At 70.3% G+C, this 18,898-nt stretch carries 15 protein-coding genes and 1 pseudogene; 12 read left to right on the top strand and 4 right to left on the bottom strand.

Features of this window, described 5'->3' with window-relative positions; all coding sequences use genetic code 11:
* Positions 1 to 639: 639 nt before the first annotated feature.
* From AB0B66_RS23685 to AB0B66_RS23650, 8 genes and pseudogenes are all read left to right on the top strand, one after another.
* The gene (locus tag AB0B66_RS23685; protein WP_360533701.1) at positions 640 to 2,430 is read left to right on the top strand and encodes a recombinase family protein; all 1,791 of its coding nucleotides are present in this window, start codon (positions 640 to 642) and stop codon (positions 2,428 to 2,430) included.
* Entirely contained in the window at positions 2,336 to 2,902 is a 567-nt protein-coding gene (locus AB0B66_RS23680) for a hypothetical protein (RefSeq protein ID WP_360533698.1), read from the top strand. Before AB0B66_RS23685 ends, AB0B66_RS23680 begins: the two co-directional genes overlap by 95 nt.
* A gap of 209 nt (positions 2,903 to 3,111) precedes the next feature.
* Positions 3,112 to 3,420 (top strand): annotated as a pseudogene (locus tag AB0B66_RS23675) (HIT domain-containing protein); the annotation flags it as partial.
* Positions 3,421 to 3,645: 225 nt separating this feature from the next.
* Positions 3,646 to 4,845, top strand: coding sequence for a chromate efflux transporter (gene chrA / locus AB0B66_RS23670; protein WP_360533982.1), 1,200 nt, complete (start codon positions 3,646 to 3,648; stop codon positions 4,843 to 4,845).
* A gap of 93 nt (positions 4,846 to 4,938) precedes the next feature.
* A complete protein-coding gene (locus AB0B66_RS23665) occupies positions 4,939 to 6,477 on the top strand; it encodes a TIGR02677 family protein (RefSeq protein WP_360533695.1) in 1,539 nt (512 codons plus the stop codon).
* A gap of 70 nt (positions 6,478 to 6,547) precedes the next feature.
* Positions 6,548 to 7,894, top strand: coding sequence for a TIGR02678 family protein (locus tag AB0B66_RS23660; protein WP_360533692.1), 1,347 nt, complete (start codon positions 6,548 to 6,550; stop codon positions 7,892 to 7,894).
* Positions 7,894 to 12,003 (top strand): TIGR02680 family protein, encoded by a 4,110-nt coding sequence (locus tag AB0B66_RS23655; protein ID WP_360533690.1) that lies wholly within the window; start codon positions 7,894 to 7,896, stop codon positions 12,001 to 12,003. The genes AB0B66_RS23660 and AB0B66_RS23655 overlap by 1 nt, the downstream gene beginning before the upstream one ends.
* Positions 12,003 to 13,235, top strand: a complete 1,233-nt coding sequence (locus AB0B66_RS23650) for a TIGR02679 domain-containing protein (protein ID WP_360533687.1) — start codon at positions 12,003 to 12,005, stop codon at positions 13,233 to 13,235. Before AB0B66_RS23655 ends, AB0B66_RS23650 begins: the two co-directional genes overlap by 1 nt.
* A 74-nt stretch (positions 13,236 to 13,309) precedes the next feature.
* Here AB0B66_RS23650 and AB0B66_RS23645 read toward each other — a convergent pair whose 3' ends face one another.
* A complete protein-coding gene (locus AB0B66_RS23645) occupies positions 13,310 to 13,990 on the bottom strand; it encodes an NAD(P)-binding domain-containing protein (protein WP_360533684.1) in 681 nt (226 codons plus the stop codon).
* A gap of 176 nt (positions 13,991 to 14,166) precedes the next feature.
* On the opposite strand from AB0B66_RS23645, the gene AB0B66_RS23640 reads away from it, so the two are divergent.
* A complete protein-coding gene (locus AB0B66_RS23640; protein WP_360533681.1) occupies positions 14,167 to 14,742 on the top strand; it encodes a TetR/AcrR family transcriptional regulator in 576 nt (191 codons plus the stop codon).
* 64 nt (positions 14,743 to 14,806) lie between these two features.
* Here the strand turns inward: AB0B66_RS23640 and AB0B66_RS23635 are convergent, their stop codons facing one another.
* A complete protein-coding gene (locus tag AB0B66_RS23635; protein WP_360533678.1) occupies positions 14,807 to 15,049 on the bottom strand; it encodes a hypothetical protein in 243 nt (80 codons plus the stop codon).
* Positions 15,050 to 15,112: 63 nt separating this feature from the next.
* Between AB0B66_RS23635 and AB0B66_RS23630 the strand changes: the two genes are divergently transcribed.
* Complete coding sequence (locus AB0B66_RS23630; RefSeq protein WP_360533675.1) at positions 15,113 to 16,081, top strand: hypothetical protein; 969 nt, start codon at positions 15,113 to 15,115, stop codon at positions 16,079 to 16,081.
* Complete coding sequence (locus AB0B66_RS23625; RefSeq protein ID WP_360533672.1) at positions 16,069 to 16,278, top strand: helix-turn-helix domain-containing protein; 210 nt, start codon at positions 16,069 to 16,071, stop codon at positions 16,276 to 16,278. The genes AB0B66_RS23630 and AB0B66_RS23625 overlap by 13 nt, the downstream gene beginning before the upstream one ends.
* Here the strand turns inward: AB0B66_RS23625 and AB0B66_RS23620 are convergent.
* Positions 16,265 to 16,486 carry a hypothetical protein gene (locus AB0B66_RS23620; protein WP_360533669.1) on the bottom strand — a complete coding sequence of 74 codons (222 nt, stop codon included), beginning with the start codon at positions 16,484 to 16,486 and terminating at the stop codon, positions 16,265 to 16,267. The two genes, AB0B66_RS23625 and AB0B66_RS23620, sit on opposite strands and share 14 nt — an antisense overlap.
* A gap of 354 nt (positions 16,487 to 16,840) precedes the next feature.
* The gene (locus tag AB0B66_RS23615; RefSeq protein WP_360533666.1) at positions 16,841 to 17,278 is read right to left on the bottom strand and encodes a helix-turn-helix domain-containing protein; all 438 of its coding nucleotides are present in this window, start codon (positions 17,276 to 17,278) and stop codon (positions 16,841 to 16,843) included.
* 7 nt (positions 17,279 to 17,285) lie between these two features.
* Between AB0B66_RS23615 and AB0B66_RS23610 the strand changes: the two genes are divergently transcribed.
* Positions 17,286 to 18,353: a hypothetical protein gene (locus AB0B66_RS23610; protein ID WP_360533663.1), complete on the top strand. Its 1,068-nt coding sequence runs from the start codon at positions 17,286 to 17,288 to the stop codon at positions 18,351 to 18,353.
* Positions 18,354 to 18,898: the final 545 nt, after the last annotated feature.

Here is an 18,898-nt window from a genome sequence, read left to right as displayed (position 1 = left end):
CGGTACCGAGGCGGAATCCTTCCTCGGTTACGTGATCCTTGAGAACGTAAGCGTCGCCCACCTGCGCTATATACATGCGCAGTACAGTGAGCCATTCTGCGAAGGCGCTCTCGTGAGGTTGCCAGGTCCAACCGGGCAAGGACTTGGACGACCGGGCAGTGTTCGGCCCGGTTGCTCATAGGCTCACCTGTCGACGTTGTCGAACACCACCAACCTCGGCGTCCGGTCGTCGGCCTCCAGCCAACCCAGCGCCTCCCGAGCCAACAACTCCGGCGCATCATCAGGCCCGCTGCACGGATAGGTGACAGGTCTAGTCACGGGGCCCGACCCGCCGAAGGGGTCAAGCTGGTTCTGTATTCGGCGGGTCAACCGGCCCAGGCCGCGGTGACCGAGTCGTCACCATCCAAGCGGATTGGCTGGCTTACGCGGCGTGCCTGCAACCTTCTGCGCTGCCGTGTTCTAAATTCATGATCATGGGGTCTGACGTCGGCCGGACGATGCCTCGTCACGCCGAGCCCGACCGGTACATGGTCGGCTCACCGATGACCGTCCCGATGGTGCCTGAGGAGTACGCCAGAGCGGTCCACTCCTGGGCTGTCCTTATCGCCGCGTGGTGGACCGACAACCCACCCGATGAGGATGCCGAGTGACCCGCCGCTCGCCTCTGCCGCCTGGCGCCCACCGCGTGAGGGCCTGACGCGTACGGCGGCCCGCAATAGAGCTTCTAAGGCCAAGGCCGGTACGACCGCGACCGGCGTCCTTCGCGTCGCGACCTATACCCGGCGCTCCACCGACGAGGAGCACCAGCCGTTCTCCATCGACGCGCAGGACACCAAGCTCGCCGCGTACGTCGCCTCGCAGCCCGGCTGGCATATCGTCGAGCGGTTCACCGACGATGCCTCCGGCGCGACCATGAACCGCCCCGGCCTGCGCAAAGCCCTCACCGCGGCGAAAGCAGGCCGATACGACTTCCTACTGGTCTACCGTCTCGACCGGTTCACCCGCCGCATCCGCGACCTCGCGATGCTGATGGACGAGCTGGACAAGGCCGACGTCCACTTCCGCTCCGCCACCGAACCGTTCGACACCTCCACCCCGGCCGGCCGGATGCTGGTCCAAATGCTCGGCGTATTCGCCGGGTTCGAACGCGAGATCATCATCGACCGCGTCCGCAACGGCATGCAACGCAAAGCCGCCAAAGGCAAATGGACCGGCGGATCAGTCCCCTACGGCTACCGCCTGGACCGCGACCTCGACATCCCGATCCCCGACGAGGCCGAAACCGCCGTCGTCCGCCAGATCTTCACCACCTACGCACTGGCCAGAGCCGGCACCAGGGCCATCGCGACCTCACTCAACCAGCAAGGCATCCCCACCAAGACCGGCAAACCCTGGTCCGGCCACACCATCGGACGGATGCTCACCAACCGCGCCTACCTCGGCGAAAAGGTCTTCGGCGACATCAACGTCCCCGACGCCCACGAGCCCATCATTAGCCCAGGCCTGTTCGACGACGCACAACAGATCATGACGGCCCGCGGCCAGCCCGGCTCCAGCCGAGCCGCCTCCAACTCCAATTACGACCTGACCGGCCTGATCACCTGCCCGGTCTGCGGCCTGAAATACATCGACACCTCCGCCAAGGGCCGCAGCCGCAGCTACCGCTACTACGCCTGCTTCTCCCGCATCCGCTACGGCAGCCACGGCTGCGGCGCCCCCCGACTACCCGCCGACGACATCGACCAGGCGATCCTCAACGCCCTGCTCGACCTCTACACCGGCACCGACCTTATCGGCGACGCCATCCACGCCGAACGGCAGCTACGCGTCGGCCGGCATGAAGCCAACCGAGCCGAACTGTCCGACGTCACCCGCGAGATCGACCAGGCCGACGCGGCGATAGGTCGCTACCTGGCCGCGTTTGAGCAGGGCACTCTCAGCCCGGAGCTGTGCGGAGAACGCGTCCGCGACCTTCAAACGCGCATCGAGCGGCTCGCCCGCCGCCGTACCGACCTCGAAAATGCTGCCGAATCCGCACCCGGACGCCCCAGCCCGCAAGCCGTCGACCAGCTGCGGCGCGATCTGGCCCATGTGTTCCGCCACGGCACCCCAGGCCAGCGCAAAGCGATAGTCGAGACCCACATCGTCGAGATCCGCATCGACGGAGACCAGCTCATCCCCACTTTCAAGATCCCATTACGCGACCCTCGGTGGCGACGACCGCTGGTACCTGTGGGACGTCGACACCTGCGGGTACATGCCGTTCACCGTGCACAGCGGGTATTACCCGACGCAGGAGCAGGCGCTGGCAGCCTGGCTGGCCGGAGTCGGCCCGATGGCCGCCGAAGCCGCCGCCGCGCCGGTCGACGATCCGTCGCTGCTGGCCGAGCTGCTGTTTCCCGGCGACGGCTTCTTGCGGCCGGGCGGTGAATCCACCGAGCAGCTCGCCGAATACCACCGCAGCGCACGGCTGGCCGACACGGCCCTGTCGACACTCACCCCCTCGCCGTATGACCCGGCGGAGGATCTGGTGGCTGACGAGGCCGAGAAGTTCGTGGCCTGGCTGCGCCAGCACCGGCCGGACCGGCTGTCGACCGACATCGACGAGCTCGCCGTCGAACTCGCCAGCTCGTGGCGTATCGACAGTCCACCGGCGCTGTTCCACACCTGCTCCCCGCACCGGGTGGCGTCGGTCGTGGCACACGTTCGCGACTACTACGAAGACGACTTCGCCGAGCAACTGCTCGGCGTACTGCCGGACTGGATCTCATGGCTGGCAGCCCGCACGGGGCTGTCCCCGGACCTGGCCGACCGGTGCACGCCCTACGTACGGGGCCTACGGTTCCCCGGCGCAGAAGGGGACGGCACACAACCGAACTACCGGGCCCGCGTTGTCGAATAGGTACGCGCTCACCGCGCACGGATCTGAGATGTGCGTGCCGATGACCAGTCTCGATCCGGCTGCTGCGCGACGGCTCAGCGCACCCTGACCGAGGTCGTCATGATCACTCGCGGGCGGGCACGGGTAGCCGATCATTCCGTAGACGTGCCGCAGCCGGGCCTCGTGCGGCTGGACGTGATGCTGACCGGCGAGCCACCGCAGGCGATGATGTGCTGGTGCCCAAGTGCCCGTTCTGCCTGCCACAGGTCCGCAGTCGGATCATTCTGTCTGATGCGTGGTGCTACACGATCTGGACCGAGGACACCGGCACACCGGCGGGGTCGGCGATGGTGCTGCCGGTCGCGCATCGGCCCACCGCTTTCGACCTGACCGGCCGGGAATGGGCCTCCACGATGACATTGCTGCATGCGATGCAGCAGATGATCGCCGCCGAGTATGCCCCCGACGGCTGGAACATCGGCTGGAACGTGCACCCGGTGGGTGGGCAGAGCGTCGCGCACGCGCACTGCCATCTCGTACCGAGATACGCCGGTGAGCCCTTCGCCGGGCGCGGTATCCGATCCTGGATCAAAGACCCAGCCAACCGGCCGACGAAACCTTCCGACCCCCCGGGGGATGAGGACTGCCTCCGCGTAGACGGCGTGCTGACGAGCCCAACTGCGCCGTCGGTGTTCTTCTGCGGTTCATCAGCGGTCCCTACGATCGGCGGCCGAGATCACGGACACCACGACAACGGGCAGGCGATGACCGACGAACGCAGCACCAGCGGCGACCGCTCGCCTCTTCCGCCCACCAGCCGCGCGGGCGGTCCGCGAGGCTCGGTACGCGAGGTGGCGGTGCTGTTCCTCAAGCTCGGCCTGATCGCGTTCGGCGGCCCGGCCGCGCACACGGCGATGATGCGCGACGAACTCGTACGCCGCCGCGGCTGGGTGACCGACGAGCGGTTCGTCGACCTGATGGGCGCCACCAACCTCATCCCCGGCCCGAACTCCACCGAGCTGGCCATCCACCTCGGCTACGACCGCGCCCGCTGGCGCGGCCTGCTCGCCGCCGGGATCTGCTTCATCCTGCCCGCCGCGCTCATTGTCACCGGCCTGGCCTGGGCGTACGTCACCTACGGCGACACCCCCGCCGTCGAGGGACTGCTGTATGGCATCGTCCCGGCCGTCATCGCGATCATCGCCCACGCCCTGTTCGCCCTGCTACGCACCGTGATCAAAACCGTGTGGCTAGGTCTGCTGGCCGCCGCCGGGCTCGCGGCGTACCTGCTCGGCGTCAACGAACTGATCATCCTTGCCGCAGGTGCCGTGATCGCTGCCGGAGCAAACATGGTCCGCCGCCCGCCCCGGCTGCGGCTGCACGGCTGGATGGGCGTGCCGCTGCTGGGCGGACAGCCGCTGTTCCCCGACCCCACAAGCGGCCAGCTGTGGACCCTGTTCTGGACCATGCTGAAGATCGGGTCGGTGCTGTACGGCAGCGGTTACGTGCTGCTGGCGTTCCTGCAGGGCGACTTCGTCGACCGCCTGCACTGGATCACCCAGCAGCAGCTCATCGACGCCGTCTCCATCGGCCAGGTCACCCCCGGCCCCGTGTTCACCACCGCCACGTTCATCGGCTACCTCGTCGCCGGACCCGCCGGCGCGTTCGTGGCCACGGTGGCGATCTTCCTGCCGTCATTCGTGTTCGTGGGCTTGCTCACCCAGCTGACCGACAAGCTGCGTTCCTCGCCGTGGGCCTCCGCGCTGCTCGACGGGGTCAACGCCACCGCCCTGGCGCTGATGGCGGGTGTTTCATTGCAGCTGGCCCGCACCGCTGTCGTCGACCCGCTCACCGCCGCCATCACCGTGGTCACCCTGTTGCTGCTGTGGAAGACGAAGCTCAACAACGCCTGGTACATCGCCGCAGGTGCCGCGATCGGCCTGGTCCATACCCTGCTCGCCTGACGCGGGCTCGCTGTCCGTACCACGTTCGAGTCGTCCCGTCGATGGCCGGCCTGCCACCGGATAGGCTGTGGCGACCCTGGGGAGGTGGTGTCGGTGAGTAATCGGGCAAGGTCGTCCTTCGGTCTGGACGACTTCGGCCTCGACGACCGCATGCGCCTGTTCACCTACGTGACCACCGAGAACCGCGGGGCTTACCTGTGGGTCCTGCGGGCGTTCGACGCGGCACGCGACAACTACCACGTCCTGCTCCACACCACCGACGTGGCCTCCTCGCTCGCCGGGCTCGCCACCGGCCACGACGACTGCCCCCAGCCGGACGACCTTGATCTGCCTCGCCTGCTGGACGCGCTGGTCGAGTGGGGTGTGCTGGACCGGGCCCAGGACAGTACGCGTGCCGCGACCTTGGCCGAGTACCGCAACCGGCACTCCGTCTACCAGTTCACCGAGGCCGGCTACCGGGCTCACCGGGCAGTCGAGAGTGTGCTGTCGGCGAGTCTCGATGACAGCAACCTGTCCCGGCTGGTCTTCGCCGACCTCCTCGCCGACCTGGCCGCCCTCGCCGAGGCCAATCGGGCCGGCGACGCAGAGGAGGTGTACCGCAAGCTCAACCGGCTGGACCGGGCGCTGGCCGACATCGCCGAACGCGCGGCGCGCTTCTACCACATGCTCGGCGATCTCAGCCGCACCAATGACGTACGCCCGGAAGTGTTCCTCACGCACAAGGACGCACTCCTGACACACCTGCGGGACTTCCACGACGAGCTGCAGCGCTACTCGCCGCGGCTCAAGCAGGCCGTCGACGTCGTCGAGGCGACCAGCCTGGACCGGCTGGTCGAGGCGGCAGCCGAAGCCGACGAGCGCATCTTCCGCACCCCCGCCGAGCGCCTGCACGACTGGCGGCGACGCTGGTCGGGCCTGCGGTCCTGGCTCGCCCCGCCCGGCGCCGACCAGCTCAGCGAGGCAGACCGGCTCGCCGACGCGACGATCGGCGCGATCGGCGACGTGCTGGCGCTGCTGCGCCGGGTCACCGAGGCCCGCCGTGGCGGGGTCAGCAGGGAGTCTCAGCTGCGGCACCTGGCGGCCTGGTTCACCGGCGTCGGCAGCGACGCCGCGGCGCACGCACTGTTCGACACGGTGTTCGGGCTCGGCGCCCCGCGCCACGTCGGCGTCGCCTATCCCGATCCGGAGACCGTGCCCACCCGCCATTCGTGGTGGGAGGCGCCGGCCGTCGAGCTGTCGCGCACGCTGGTGGAGACCGGCCGGGAGCCGGGATCGCGCAACAACCTTCCTGCGCGGCTCGATCGCGCCGAGTCTGGCCGGGCACGGCTGCGCGAGGCGCAGCTGGCCGAGGAGCACCGCCTGCGCGCCGCGGCGACGTCCCTGGCCGAGACGGGGCTGGACCATCGCATCCTCGACGACGCCGCGACCGTGCTGCTGCTTCGCCTGCTCGACCGGGTGCTGGCCAACCGGCCGACGGGATCGATCCGGGTGCCGGTGGTCGCCGCGGCTTTCGGTGTCCGACTGCAGCTCACGCCGAAGCCGGGCACGTTCACAACGATCACCACCACGCACGGGGTGCTGCGGATCGACGGCTACGCGCTGACCGTCACCCCACACGGCGGTGAGGCGTGAGCGACCGCACGGAGCGAACCATGTGGGGCGCAGAGACCCATGCCGGCGTCGAGCGCGGCGAGGTGGTGGCATGAGCCGGTTCGCCCGCGACATCACCGAGGCGGAGCTCGGCGACTACCAGCGCGCCGTCCGGCTCGTCCTGCGCCATCCGCTGATCACCGCCCGGTGGCCCGACGACAAAGCCCTTCGCCGGGTGCGCCGGTTCAGCGCCCAGCTGCGCCAAGACCTCGCCGACGCCTTCGGGTACCGGCTGGAGCTCCACGGGGCGACGGCTCGCCTGGTGCGCCAGAAAGACCAGGTCGACGCCGCACAGCCGGCCCGTACCCGGACCGCCAAGGAATTCGACCGGCAGCGGTACGCATACCTGATGCTGTGCTTGGCGGTCCTCGGACGCGCGGGCGGGCAGATCACGCTCAGCGAGCTCGCCGAAGCGGTGGCCGCCGACGCCGGGCGGATCGCGGGCCTGGAGCTGGACCCCGACCGGGGCGCCGACCGCCGCGCGTTCGTGGACGCGGTCGCGTGGCTGGAGGAGCGTGGTGCACTGACGGTGGCCGACGGCTCGGCGCAGTCATGGGCCAGCGACCCGCGCGCCGGTGAAGCCCTGTACGACGTCGCCCGCGATGTCGTGCTCGCGCTCTACCGCCCCACCAAGATGGTGCAGGCGGTCGCCGGCATCGCCGATCTGCTCGACCGCAGCGCCGCCACCAGCGGCAACGAGGAGCGGCGCATCATGGCCCAGAGCGCGCGCCGGGCCGCGGTCGAGCGGCCGGTCGTCTACTTCGCCGACGTCGACGAAGCGGTGGGCAACCATCTGCGCGGGACGGCGTTCGCCGAGGACATCCAGCGCCTGACCGGGCTGCGGCTGGAACGCCGCGCCGAGGGGGTGCTGCTGGTGGACACGGTCTCCGGCTTCTCCGCCGAGCGCTTCCCCAGCACCGGGTCGGTCGCGCAGGTGGCGGTCCTGCTCGCCGTGGAGATGGCCGATCGGATCACGGACCCCGACGGCCGCCGGGTCAAGCGGATGGACGGTCCGAGCATCGCCGAGCGACAGGTCGCACTGACACAGCTCATCGACGTCGGCCTGCCCACCGCCAGCCAGGTGCTTCTGGACGAGGAGCTGCGCGAGCCCGACGGTGACGTTCCGGTCCCCGACTCCGACGACGGCCGGTTGCCCTTCGTCACCGACAGCTTCCTGCTCGACGCCACCCGGCGCATCCTCACCCGGCATGCCGGCTCGTTCGGCGCGCAGTGGCACGGCGACCCCGAGCGCCTGTGCGCCGAGGCGAAGGCGCTGCTGGAGCGTTTCGGCTGCGTCCTGGCCGTGCCCGGCGGGGTGCTGGTGCTTCCGCTGACCGGCCGTTACCGCAACACCACCGCTGCATCGAAGGCCCGCCGCTCCGCACCGAGGTTGTTCTGATGAGATTCGTCCCTACCCGCGCCGGGATCATCAACCTGTGGGACTACCGCGACGAGGAGTTCATCTTCGTCGACGGCTGGCTGGTGCTGCGCGGCCCGAACGGCTCGGGCAAGACCAAGGCGCTGGAGGTGCTGTTCCCGTTCCTGCTCGACGGGCGGATCGAGCCCCGCCGGCTCAACCCGTTCGCCGGCGAGGACCGGACGATGAAGTCGAACGTGCTCTACCGGGGGCAGGAGCAGTCCCACGCGTACGTGTGGATGGAGTTCGGCCGGCCCGAGACCGGCGAGCACGTGACGATCGGCATCGGATTGCGGGCCCACCGGCACGTGGACAAGGTCACCCGGCACCATTTCGTCACCAACGGGCGGGTCGGCGTGGACTTCTCCCTCATCGACCCCGGCGACCGCCCGCTCAACCGGCGCGACCTGACCGCCGCCCTGGGCGCCGAATCGGTGTACGACACGGCCGAGGAGTACCGGCACGCGGTCGACGCGCGCCTGTTCGGGCTCGGCGCCGCCCGCTACGAGCAGCTGCTCGACCTCGTCCTCACGCTGCGCAAACCGCAGCTGGCGAAGGATCTCAACCCGGTCGAGCTGTCCCGGACCCTGCAGCGCGGCCTGCGCCCCCTCGACGACGGGCTGATCATCGAGGCAGCCGGTTCCTTCGACGACATGGAGGCCGTCGCACGCACCCTCGAAGGGCTCGTCGCCGCCGACCGGGCCACCGCATCCTTCCTCTCGGTGTACTCCACCTACCTGCGCACACACGCCCGGGCCGCCGCCGACGGGCTCACCGCCCGGCGCAGCGCGGTCGACCAGGCCGCAGACGCCCTCGCCGCGGCACATGCGGAGAAGGAGACCGCCGAGGCCGCGCACCAGGCGGCAGAGCACGCCGTCGACACCGCCGAGGGCGAACCCGGCCGACTCCGGGCCCACCTCGAACGGCTGAAAAGCTCCACGGCGTACCAGTCGCACGAACAGCTGGCCGACCTCAGGCGGCATGCGGCCGACCTCGCCCGCATCGCGGCTCAGTCGGCGACGGCCGCCGCGCGCGAGGAGTCCGCGGCGCGCAACCGCCTGCTTGAACTGGAGGTTGCGCAGCGCCAGTCGGCTGACGCCGCGAGCCAGGTCACCCGGCTGCTGCGTACGGTCGCCGACGAGGCCGAGCAGTCGGGAGTCGCGTGGACGGCAGCCGACAGCGAGCCCGAGGGCTTCGGCACCCGTGCCGCCGGCCGGATCACCGCTCGTCGTGACGACATCCGGGTGCTGCGCGCCGGTGCCGCAGCCGTCGCCCAGACCGAACGTGACCACGCCAAGTCCGCAGACGCCGCCGCGAAAGCGGCCACCGACGTCGACACCGCCGAGGCGGACGAGCAGGCGGCCGAGACAGCCGTCACCGAGACCCGCGGCCGCGTGGCCGCCGCCATCGCCACCTGGGCGTCGCAGCACGCCCAGACCCTGGCCGAGGTCGACGCCGACCAGTCCCTCAGCGCGCTGACCGCGGCCGTGGAGCACCTCGGCGAGGCGGGGCAGCCGACGCTACGCGAACTGTTCACCGACCTGACGATGTCCGGCTTGACAGCGATCCGGCAGGAGATCGCGGCGCTCGACGCCCGGCACGAGACGCTGCGCGGCAGGCAGGCCGACCTGACGGCCGAGCGTGACCGGATCACCGCCGAGCATGACGACGCTCCGCCGGCCTGGCCCACGCGCACCGCGGACCGCACCGGGCGCCCGGGGGCGCCGCTGTGGCGCCTGGTCCGCTTCACCGACCGCCTCGCCGTCGCCGAGGCGGCGTCGGTGGAGGCCGCCTTGGAGGCTTCCGGCATCCTGGACGCCTGGATCCACCCGGACGCCGCCCTGACCTCGGCCGCGCTGTCGACGCCGGACTCCGACGGCTACCTGCTCGCCCTGCCGGTGGGCCTGCGCCCCGCCGGTCGTACGCTGGACGACCTGCTGGTCGCCGAGGAGCAGGAGTTCGTGCCGGCGCAGGTGGTCGAGGCCGTCCTGGCGTCGATCGCGGTGACGGATTCCATCACCGGGCCGGCTGGACGCGTCTCGGTCAGCACGAGCGGGAAGTTCGCTCAGGGCATCGTTCTGGGCCGGGCCGCCAAGGCCGTGCCCGAGTACATCGGCGCGACCGCCCGCGCCGCCCGGCGCGCAGCCCGTATCGCCGAATGCGACCGGCTCATCGCGCAGCTGTCCGCCGAGACCGACGATGTGGATCAGGCAAGGGTACGGCTCGGCCGGACCGTCGACGCCGTGCAGGCCGCCGGCCGCGAGCTGCCTTCGCCCGAGCCTGTCCACACCGCGCTGCGGCAGCTAGACCTCGCCGCCAACACGCTCAAACTCCGGCGCGAGAGCTGGCTCAGGGCCGCGGCCGCGCTGGACCAGGCCATCGCGGAACGGGCCGAGGCCGGCAAGGCGCTGCGGCGAGCTGCCGCCGAGCGCCACCTGCCGGCCGACCGCGTGGACGCCGTCGCCGACGCGGTGCGCCGCTTCGAATCCGCGGCCGAGCAGGTCCCGCCCGCGCGCGCCGCGGCCGCGCGCGCCACCGTCGCCGTCGCGCAGGCGCAGGAACGGCATACCGAGGCAGCCGACCGATGTGAGTCCGCCCGTGCCGATGCTCACGAGGCAGCGATGCGATCCGCGGAGAAGACCGAGGAGTTGCAGACCCTCACCGCCGCCGTCGACGATGCCGACGTACGCCGGGTTCTCACCGAAGTCGCCGATACCGAGCAGCGGGTGACCGAGGCCGAGGCGAAGCTGACCGCGGTACGCGAAGACCTCCGTCAGGCCGACCGCGCGCAGGCCGCCGCGGCCGTCCGCGTCGATGCCGCCGTGCATGAACTGCAGCAGGCCCGCACCGAGGCGCTGCGGGAAGCGGCCCGCCTCAGGCCGTTCGCCCACGCCGACCTGCTGGGTATCCTGCGGTGCCCGGCCGACCTGCGCTGGCCGGCGCAGCGCATCGACGACCCGGCCGCACCCCTGCCCTCCGAGATCACCGCCCTGCACGAGGCGATCCTCGCCGCGACCAGGGAACTCAACCCCACCGAGAACTCCCTCAAGCAGAGCGCCACCCGCCTCAACGGCGCCCTCACCGACCTGCAGACCCAGCTGCCCGCAGCCGGTCTCGACCACCGGCCCGAATGGGCGACCGACGACGGCGTCGTCGTCGTGCGCGTCGCCGACGAGCAGGGCCTGTCCCCCGTCGCGCACTTCGCCGAACGCATCGCCCGCGAACGCTACGACCAGGAGCAGTTGCTGTCCGACGCCGAACGGCGCATCCTCGAAGACGCCCTGCTGACCCAGCTCGCCCGGCAGATCCACCAGCGCACCGTCGAATCACGCGACCTCGTCAAAAGCATGGACGCCCAGATGCGCGCCCGGCGCATGTCCTCCGGCCTGACCGTCGGCGTCGGCTGGCAGCTGTCCGACGACCTCGACGCCGACCAGCGCGAAGCCTGCACCCTGCTCGAACGCGACCCCGCCCGGCTGAACGCGACCCAGCTGGCGACCCTGCGCCGCCATTTCGCCACCCGGATCAAATCCGCCCGCGCCATGTCCCCCGACCTGCCCTACCGAGACCTGCTCGCCCAGGTGCTCGACTACCGCCAGTGGCGCACCTTCAAGTTCACCCTGCACCGGCCCGGCGGTGTGGTCGAGAACCTCACCAAGGCCCGGCACAGCCAGCTCTCCGGCGGTGAGCAGTCCGTCTCCCTGCACCTGCCGCTGTTCGCCGCGGCCAACGCGCTGTTCGCATCTGCCCTGCCGTCCGCGCCCCGCATGCTCGGCCTCGACGAGGCCTTCGCCGGTGTCGACGACAATGGCCGCCGCGAGCTGATGGCCCTGGCCGCCGAGTTCGACCTGGACCTGTTCATGACCGGCTACGACCTGTGGGCGACCCACTCCCAGGTCCGTGGCGCCGCCCACTACGACCTGTCCCACTCCGCCGGTGAGTCCACCGTGGCCACCGTCCTGCTGGTCTGGAACGGCACGCACATCGAAGCCGACTTCGACGGCACGCTGGCCCGTGCCTTCGGATCGCCGGAGACCCGCCGCGTGCCGCAGCCGTCCACCCCGGTGGACGCGCTGACGCCGGAACCGTGATGGCCGATCCGACCGACGATCCCGCGTGGGCGCGGCTGCTGTACAGCGCCCGGCGCAGCCTGGAGCGCACCGGTGGCTCGCTCGACACGACCATCTCCCTCACCGCGCCCACCGAAGCCGAGCGCCTGCTGGTCATCGGCATCACCGGGGTGCACCGCGCTGCCGGAGCCGGCCGGCTCGCCGTACGCCTCGCCGAGCTCGACGATTACCTCCGGCAGGCCCACGGCGCCGGGCTCGCGGAGATCCTCGGCCCGGGCCTGCGCAACCGGCCCGCTGAACGCGCAGCCGAGTCCACCGCCCGTGCAGCCGCCCTTGACCAGGCGCGGGCCAGCAAGCACCACGGGCAGCCGTGGTGGCGGCAATGGCTCGATGACCTCCACCGCGACGGCAGCCTCACCCGGCTGGTGCGTGGCGGGCGTGACCTAGCTCCCGCACTGCGGGTCCTCGACGCGCTGCCCGCCGCCGAAGAGCCGATGCCCGCGTTCGCCGAGCGCCTGCTCGGCGACACCAAGGCACTCGCCGAGCCCGCACTCCGCGGCGTGCTCACCAAGGCGCTCGCCCGCTGGCAGGGCATCGACGTGCCCGCCAGCGCCGAGGAGGAACGCGCCCTCTGGGAACTGTTCGGCGTCGTCCCCGACGACCTCGCCAGCCAGGTCCTCGTGCTCAACCTGCCCGCCGACGGCGGGCTGGTCGGCGGCTGGCTCACCCAGGCCGCGCAGGCCGGCGTGCCGGTCCGGTTGACCCTGCACCAGCTGCGCCTGCACCCGCTGTGGATCCACGCCGAGCACGTCTACGTGACGGAGAATCCGGCTGTCCTACGCGCCGCATGCGCACTGGGACCGGCCGCTCCTGCCATGGTCTGCGCCGAGGGCGTCCCATCGGCCGCCGTGCACCGGCTGCTCGGCCAGGCCACGACCTCGACCTTGTGGTGGCGCAACGACTTCGACTGGGCCGGCGTACGAATGACCGCGGCGGCACTGGCGCGCTACCCCAACGCCCGGCCCTGGCGCATGGCCGCGAAGGACTACCTGTCCGCGGCGGGATCGGGCCGGCCCCTGCTCGGCGCTCCAGCCGACACGCCCTGGGACGAGCAGCTGGCATCCGAGATGAAGACCGCCGGCCGATCCGTCATGGAGGAGAGACTCCTCCCCGACCTCCTTGACGACCTGCGCTCGGACCGGCCGCCGGCGGCCACTGGCACCGCGTCGCCCACCCGGGACACCGGCTGCTGACGCAGACGCCCGCCCACGCGCAGGGATGCGCGGCGGCGGCGATCCCGCCGACCGCCACGCGCACCAGGAAGTGGTCAGCGCACGACCTTGAGGTTGAACATCGGGTTGCCCAGCGCCCCGAACAGACGCAGCCAGATCGGCAGCAGCATCTCGGTGCCGCGGGCGGAGGTGATGTCACCCAGATCGATCACGTCGCGATGGCCGAACGACTCCAGCAGGCCGGTCACGGTCTTCTTGGCGTCGGCGTCGTCGCCGGACACGAACACCGTGTGGTCCCCGTCGGCCAGCTGCCGCGGGTCGACCATGAGATCGGCGTTCACGGTGTTGAGCGTCTTGACGACTTTCAGCTCGGGGAAGGCGCGCTGGATCTGCTCGCCGAGGGAGTCCGTATCCTTGACGAACAGGGTGGGCGGGAATCCGCCGGAGAAGTCGAGCGGGTTGGCGATATCCAGCAGGACCTTGCCGGCGAGGTTGTCGCTCCCGGCTGCCTCCAGCGCGGCGAGCGAGATGGCGCCGGAGGTCGCGTTGACGATCAGTTCGGCGTCCGCGGCGGCCTGGGCGAAAGTCGCCAGCTTCACCGCGGGGTGAGCCTGCGCCCAGGCCGGGTAGGGCGGGTTGCCCATGCCGTCGGGCTCGGCACGCGCCATGGTCGCCGCGATGTCGCGCGTGCCGACGGTCACGTCGTGGCCCAACCCGGCGAGGCGGCCGGCGAGCGCCTGGCCGACCATGCCGGTGCCCAGAACTGCGATCTTCATGAACTACTCCTTGATGGGTCGGCCCTGCAAGGCCTTCAGGTCCCGCTAAGAACAAACACGCTAACAGACAGGTCTGTCTACCATCAAGAGGCAGGAGTCTCGCTTGATCGGGCCGCCAGCTGCACCCATGAACAGACTTGTCTGTAGGATGGCGGTTCCGGACCCTGGAGGCGACGATGACCCAGCCAGCGCAGCCCGCCCGCGAGCGCATCCTGGCCACCGCGTTCCGGCTCTTCTACGCCCACGGGCCGCGGGGCGTCGGCGTCGACACCGTCATCGCCGAGTCCGGCGTGGCCAAGGCGACCCTGTACAAGCACTTCCCGCGCAAGGACGATCTCGTGCTGGCGTACCTGGACCAGGTCGACCAGGCCTGGTTCGGGCAGCTGCGCGCCGCAGCCCGCGCTGCCGGCGACGACCCGCGCGAGCAGCTGGTGGCCATGTTCGACGCGCTGGCCTCGGCCTGCCGCCGGGAGGGATATCACGGGTGCGCGTTCATCAACACCGCCGCCGAGTCCGACCGCGGCAGTGACGTGCACGCCCGCACCGTAGAGCACAAGCACGTGGTGCGTGCGTGGGTGACCGACCTGGCCCGCCGGGCCGGCGCCGCCGACGCCGACCTGCTGGCGCGCCAGCTCACCCTGATGATCGACGGGGGCCTGGCCGCCGGCGTGCTCGACGCCGACTCCACGGCCCCGGCTGCGGCCAAGGCCGCCGCCCGAGCCTTGGTCGACGCCGCCTGCTCCGCAACATGACCACCCTGATGCGCTGCCGAGGTGCTTGCGCCGCTGGTCAGCGGCCTCCGTACCCAGGACGGGCTCACCCAGGCCGTGGCCAGAACGTGTAAGCACCGGCGCAGATCGGGACCTCGCCGGTGATGTGGTCCGCTTCCGGGGGTGCACAGCAGTACGCGGCACCGGCGGCCTCCTGCACCGCCCCCAGACGGCCCAGCGGGATGGCACCGGCGAGACCGGCGGCCATGTCGGCGTTGACGCCGACGGAAACCTGCCTGCCGCCGACGTCGATGTGGCCCGGTCCCGCCGGGTTGGTCAGCCGGTTCAACGGAACCCGTAGACCATTCGGTGCTCGGTCCCGTCGCGCAGTCTCAGCACAAACGTGCGGGTGATGCCAGCCCACATCCGGTCGACTCTTCCAAACCTAACGACAACGGCCGATGCCATCCTGGGCGAGGTCGCTGTTTCCGGGCGTCAGATCCAGTCCGCACCGTTGCTTCATAGTCGGATATCAGCAACGGCAACGCATCCGGACGGCCGAGGCGTTCTCGCGGATGTGCAGCGAATCGAATTCACCACCGATGACCTTATGCGCACCAGCGTGGTCAACGCTGGGCTGCTGCCGGAGACCCTGTTTGCGCTGCGCGTGTTGCAGAGCCGCCGTGCGCCCGCGGCGTTCGACACTTGGCGTCGCCGCGTCAGGCACAGCATCGGCGGCCCGGCCCAGCAGATCGCCGGACTGTTCCACCCGAACGGGATGTTGGACCTCATGACGCGGCTCGCCCCCCTCTCTCATCGGGACGATGCGGCCGCAGCCGTCGCCGCGGTCCCGGCCGCGGCGCTGCACCGAGAACTGGCACATCTCGCACAGATCGCACCGTTGCCGAGCTGGGCAGGTGACCTCGCCCGAGGTGCCCGTTCTGCCCGGATGCGCCTGGCCGCGCGGGTCGACGACGCGTTCAGCGGGACCATCTCGGGCCTTTGGCCGCGGATGAATCCACACCTGAATGCCGACCGTCTGCGCTACCTCGAGGCGATGGCGCTCGGCGGGGTGGAGCGCCTGTTCAGCTGCCTTGCCCCGCATGTTCGCTGGCGGGCACCGGTCCTGGAGATCATCGGCGCGCCCGCGCCGGGCACAGCCCGACTGCGGGGCGCGGATTGCGGATCGCGCCGTCGATCTTCTGCCATCGGCCGGAGCTCTTCTGGCACGTGGGCGGGGACGATCCAGCGTTGCTGTTCGTCCCCGCCCTCGGCGATCCGGTGGCGGCGTGGCCGGTGCTGGCCGAGCCTGACACTCAGCACGGTGTACGCCACGTGCATGCCCTCATGGGAAGATCACGTGCGGCGGTGTTGGAGGTGATCGCCGCCGAGCCGGGCATCACGACGGGACTGCTCGCGACCCGGCTCGGCCTGTCCGCGCCGTCTACGTCGGAGCATGCGACAGTGCTGCGTCAGGCCGGGCTCGTCGACAGCCGCCGGTATCGCAACACGGTGCGGCATACCGTCACCGCGCTGGGCCGGGCGATGCTCGACCACGCCGGGCTCACTGCACCGTAAGGGTGTAGCGGACCGTGTAGGCGTACCCGAAGCTGTGGTGAACCGTCCACGCCACCGTGTGCACACCGGGATGCAGCGGCTTGAGCAGCACGAAGTAGCCGTCGGCCACGGCCTGCTGCGGTGAGCCGGTGATACAGGGGTCCAGCCGCCGCATGCTCGGATCACCGGTGAAGGTGAACAGCGGCGTCGTGACCCGATGGTCGTACACGTGGGGTATCGCGGCCCCGTCGACGGTGAGCGTGAGGCTGTCGACGGTGTCGTGGCCGCGCGTGCACCCTCGGTGAGGAACTCCTCCAGCGTCTGACCGGGAGCCGGCTCGAATCCGGGGTCGCTCAGCACCGAATCCGAGAACCTACGAGTGTCATCAGCGAAAATCCCAGATCAGAGGCGGCCTGACGCGCTCTTCTGATCTTCATGGGGTAATAACGTGTCCGAAACCCAACTACATGATCAGGACGGCTGCTGACCTGCAGTTGTGCTGATCGCCCTTGGAACCGGGGGTACCGCGACCCGGATCGCCGATCGGGCGGCCAGGCACCACCGAATACAGGTGCCCGCCGTGTCAGCATCCGGTGGACTCGTCACCGGGGGACAGTTCGCCGGTCCGCACCGGCTTGCCGCAGGCGCGGCAGCAGACCTCGGCGACGAACACCTGCCCGCAGACGTCGTGGATGAAGTCGACCTCGGGCACATCGACGTCGCGGTACGTGTCTCCCCAGCGCTTGAGCACCAGAATGACCTGGCCCAGGTCTTTCCCCTTCTGGGTGAGTTCGTATCCCGCGGCCGCGTCGTGCTCGGCGAGCCGAGCCCGCAGGATGCCGGACTCGGTGAGCTTGCGCAGCCTGGCGGCCAGGACGTCCCTGGGTGCGCCCACGGACCGCAGGATCTCGGTATAGCGGGAGGCGCCGAACGCGAGCGCTCGCACGATGTGCAGCGACCATCTGTCGTTGACCACGTCCAGCGCGACAGCCAGAGCGTCACGAGTCGGTTTGGTTTTCAAACCGCCCGTGCTAGCCTTCGAGTCTGCCTGGTTTGACATTCAAACCACACTACGCGGGGAAGTGAACATGTCCTCATCACCTGATCCGACTGCCGACACCGACAAACCCATCCTCACACAGCACCGGGCCTGGACCTCCCTGGTGCTCACCGGCCTGGTCATCGGCGCAGCCTTCATCGCCGTCTATGTCGGGCTGCAACGCGACCCCGAGCCCAGCCGGCTGCCGATCGCGGTGGTAGGCGAGCAGCTGGCGGGCGCCGCCCGGACCGGTCTTGCCGACGCCGTCGCCGTCACCCCGGTCACGAGCATCGAGGACGGACGGGCCATGGTCCGCTCAGGCGAAGCCATCGCCGTGCTCGACGCCACCTCCCCGACGACCCTCGGACTCGATTACGCCGGTGCCAGCGGGCTCAGCGAAAGCGGCGCCGCACGTCAACTCGTCGCGGGCCTGGCAACGCACGTCGGAGCGACCGTCCAGGAGCACGACATCGTGCCGCTGACCAGCTACGACAGCCGAGGGCTGTCGGCCTTCTACGTGGTGTTCGGCGTGACCCTCTCGTCGTTCGTCCTCGCGCAGGGCCTCACCGCAGCCGTCACGAAGGTGCGCCTGCGCCACCGGCTCTACGCCATGGGCGGATTCGCGATAGCGATCGGCCTGGTCGCGGCCACCATCGCCGGTCCCGTCTACGGCTCGCTGACAGCCCCGTTCCCACTGCTCGCGCTCTCACTGATCCTCCTGTCGGCAGCCAGCGCCTTCACGACCAAAGCCCTAGGCGCCTGGCTCGGCCCGGCCGGCATCGGTCTGGCCGTACTCACCCTCACCACGATCGGGAACGCGACCAGCGGCGCGGCGATCGGATTCGACCTACTGCCGGGATGGGCCCAAGCGATCTCGGCGAAGCTCCCGCCCGGCGCGGCCGTGCGAGCGGTCAACAAGTTCGGCTACTTCGACGGATCCCACACGGCAGCGCCGCTCGCCATCCTCGCCGTCTGGTTCCTGGCAGGCCTCGCCCTCGTGCTGCTGCGACAGCGCACCGAGCAGCAACGCAGGCCGGCGCTGCCGACGTTCGCTTGAGAGGTGCGAATGCGTCGTGGAGGACCGTCGAGGCGCGTGCCGGCGCGATCGGCCTGGCCCGCAGGGCCCGGCCGATCGCGGTCCGCCGGAGGCGCCGCATCCACCCCAGCCATCGCTTACGCGCCGCCTTCGGTGGAGATCTTGTGGTTGCAGGCCACGGCCATTGCTCGAGCGAGGCTGCGGTGCGCACAAACTCGATCAGGTTTGCGACCCTTGTAGGGGACTCCCTCTAATCGAGAAGATTGATGATGATTTGCTCAATGTAGCGCGAAGCTCTCCCGAAGGGAGCTACCGCATGGCTGACTCGGTACAGCCCGTCGGGCCGCGGTGTCGCCGGCATCGCCCGGGAACTCGAAGGCGCGAATCCCCCAGTCGCCCCAACCGCTGCGAGCGTGCCAGCGCCGAACAGCAGAAACCCCCACCGAGGCAACCTCGCGTGGGGGTTAACGTCAATGCCGGGAAGATAAGCGTTGTGGCAGGTCATGCCGGGTCTCGTCGGACGACGTCAATGGCGTAGTGGACGGCCATGGATCTCGGCTGGGTGG

Origin of the sequence: Catellatospora sp. NPDC049111, assembly GCF_040648615.1 — a bacterium.
Taxonomy (GTDB): Bacteria; Actinomycetota; Actinomycetes; order Mycobacteriales; family Micromonosporaceae; genus Catellatospora; species Catellatospora aurea.
This window is presented reverse-complemented; position numbering and strand designations above follow the sequence as displayed.

Excerpts from the sequence above, each read along its gene's own strand:
- chrA (WP_360533982.1), top strand. The coding sequence starts at position 3,646 with ATGACCGACGAACGCAGCACCAGCGGCGACCGCTCGCCTCTTCCGCCC.
- AB0B66_RS23645 (WP_360533684.1), bottom strand. The coding sequence starts at position 13,990 with ATGAAGATCGCAGTTCTGGGCACCGGCATGGTCGGCCAGGCGCTCGCC.
- AB0B66_RS23630 (WP_360533675.1), top strand. The coding sequence starts at position 15,113 with ATGCCAGCCCACATCCGGTCGACTCTTCCAAACCTAACGACAACGGCC.
- AB0B66_RS23640 (WP_360533681.1), top strand. The coding sequence starts at position 14,167 with ATGACCCAGCCAGCGCAGCCCGCCCGCGAGCGCATCCTGGCCACCGCG.
- AB0B66_RS23655 (WP_360533690.1), top strand. The coding sequence starts at position 7,894 with ATGAGATTCGTCCCTACCCGCGCCGGGATCATCAACCTGTGGGACTAC.
- AB0B66_RS23685 (WP_360533701.1), top strand. The coding sequence starts at position 640 with ATGCCGAGTGACCCGCCGCTCGCCTCTGCCGCCTGGCGCCCACCGCGT.
- AB0B66_RS23680 (WP_360533698.1), top strand. The coding sequence starts at position 2,336 with ATGGCCGCCGAAGCCGCCGCCGCGCCGGTCGACGATCCGTCGCTGCTG.
- AB0B66_RS23660 (WP_360533692.1), top strand. The coding sequence starts at position 6,548 with ATGAGCCGGTTCGCCCGCGACATCACCGAGGCGGAGCTCGGCGACTAC.
- AB0B66_RS23650 (WP_360533687.1), top strand. The coding sequence starts at position 12,003 with ATGGCCGATCCGACCGACGATCCCGCGTGGGCGCGGCTGCTGTACAGC.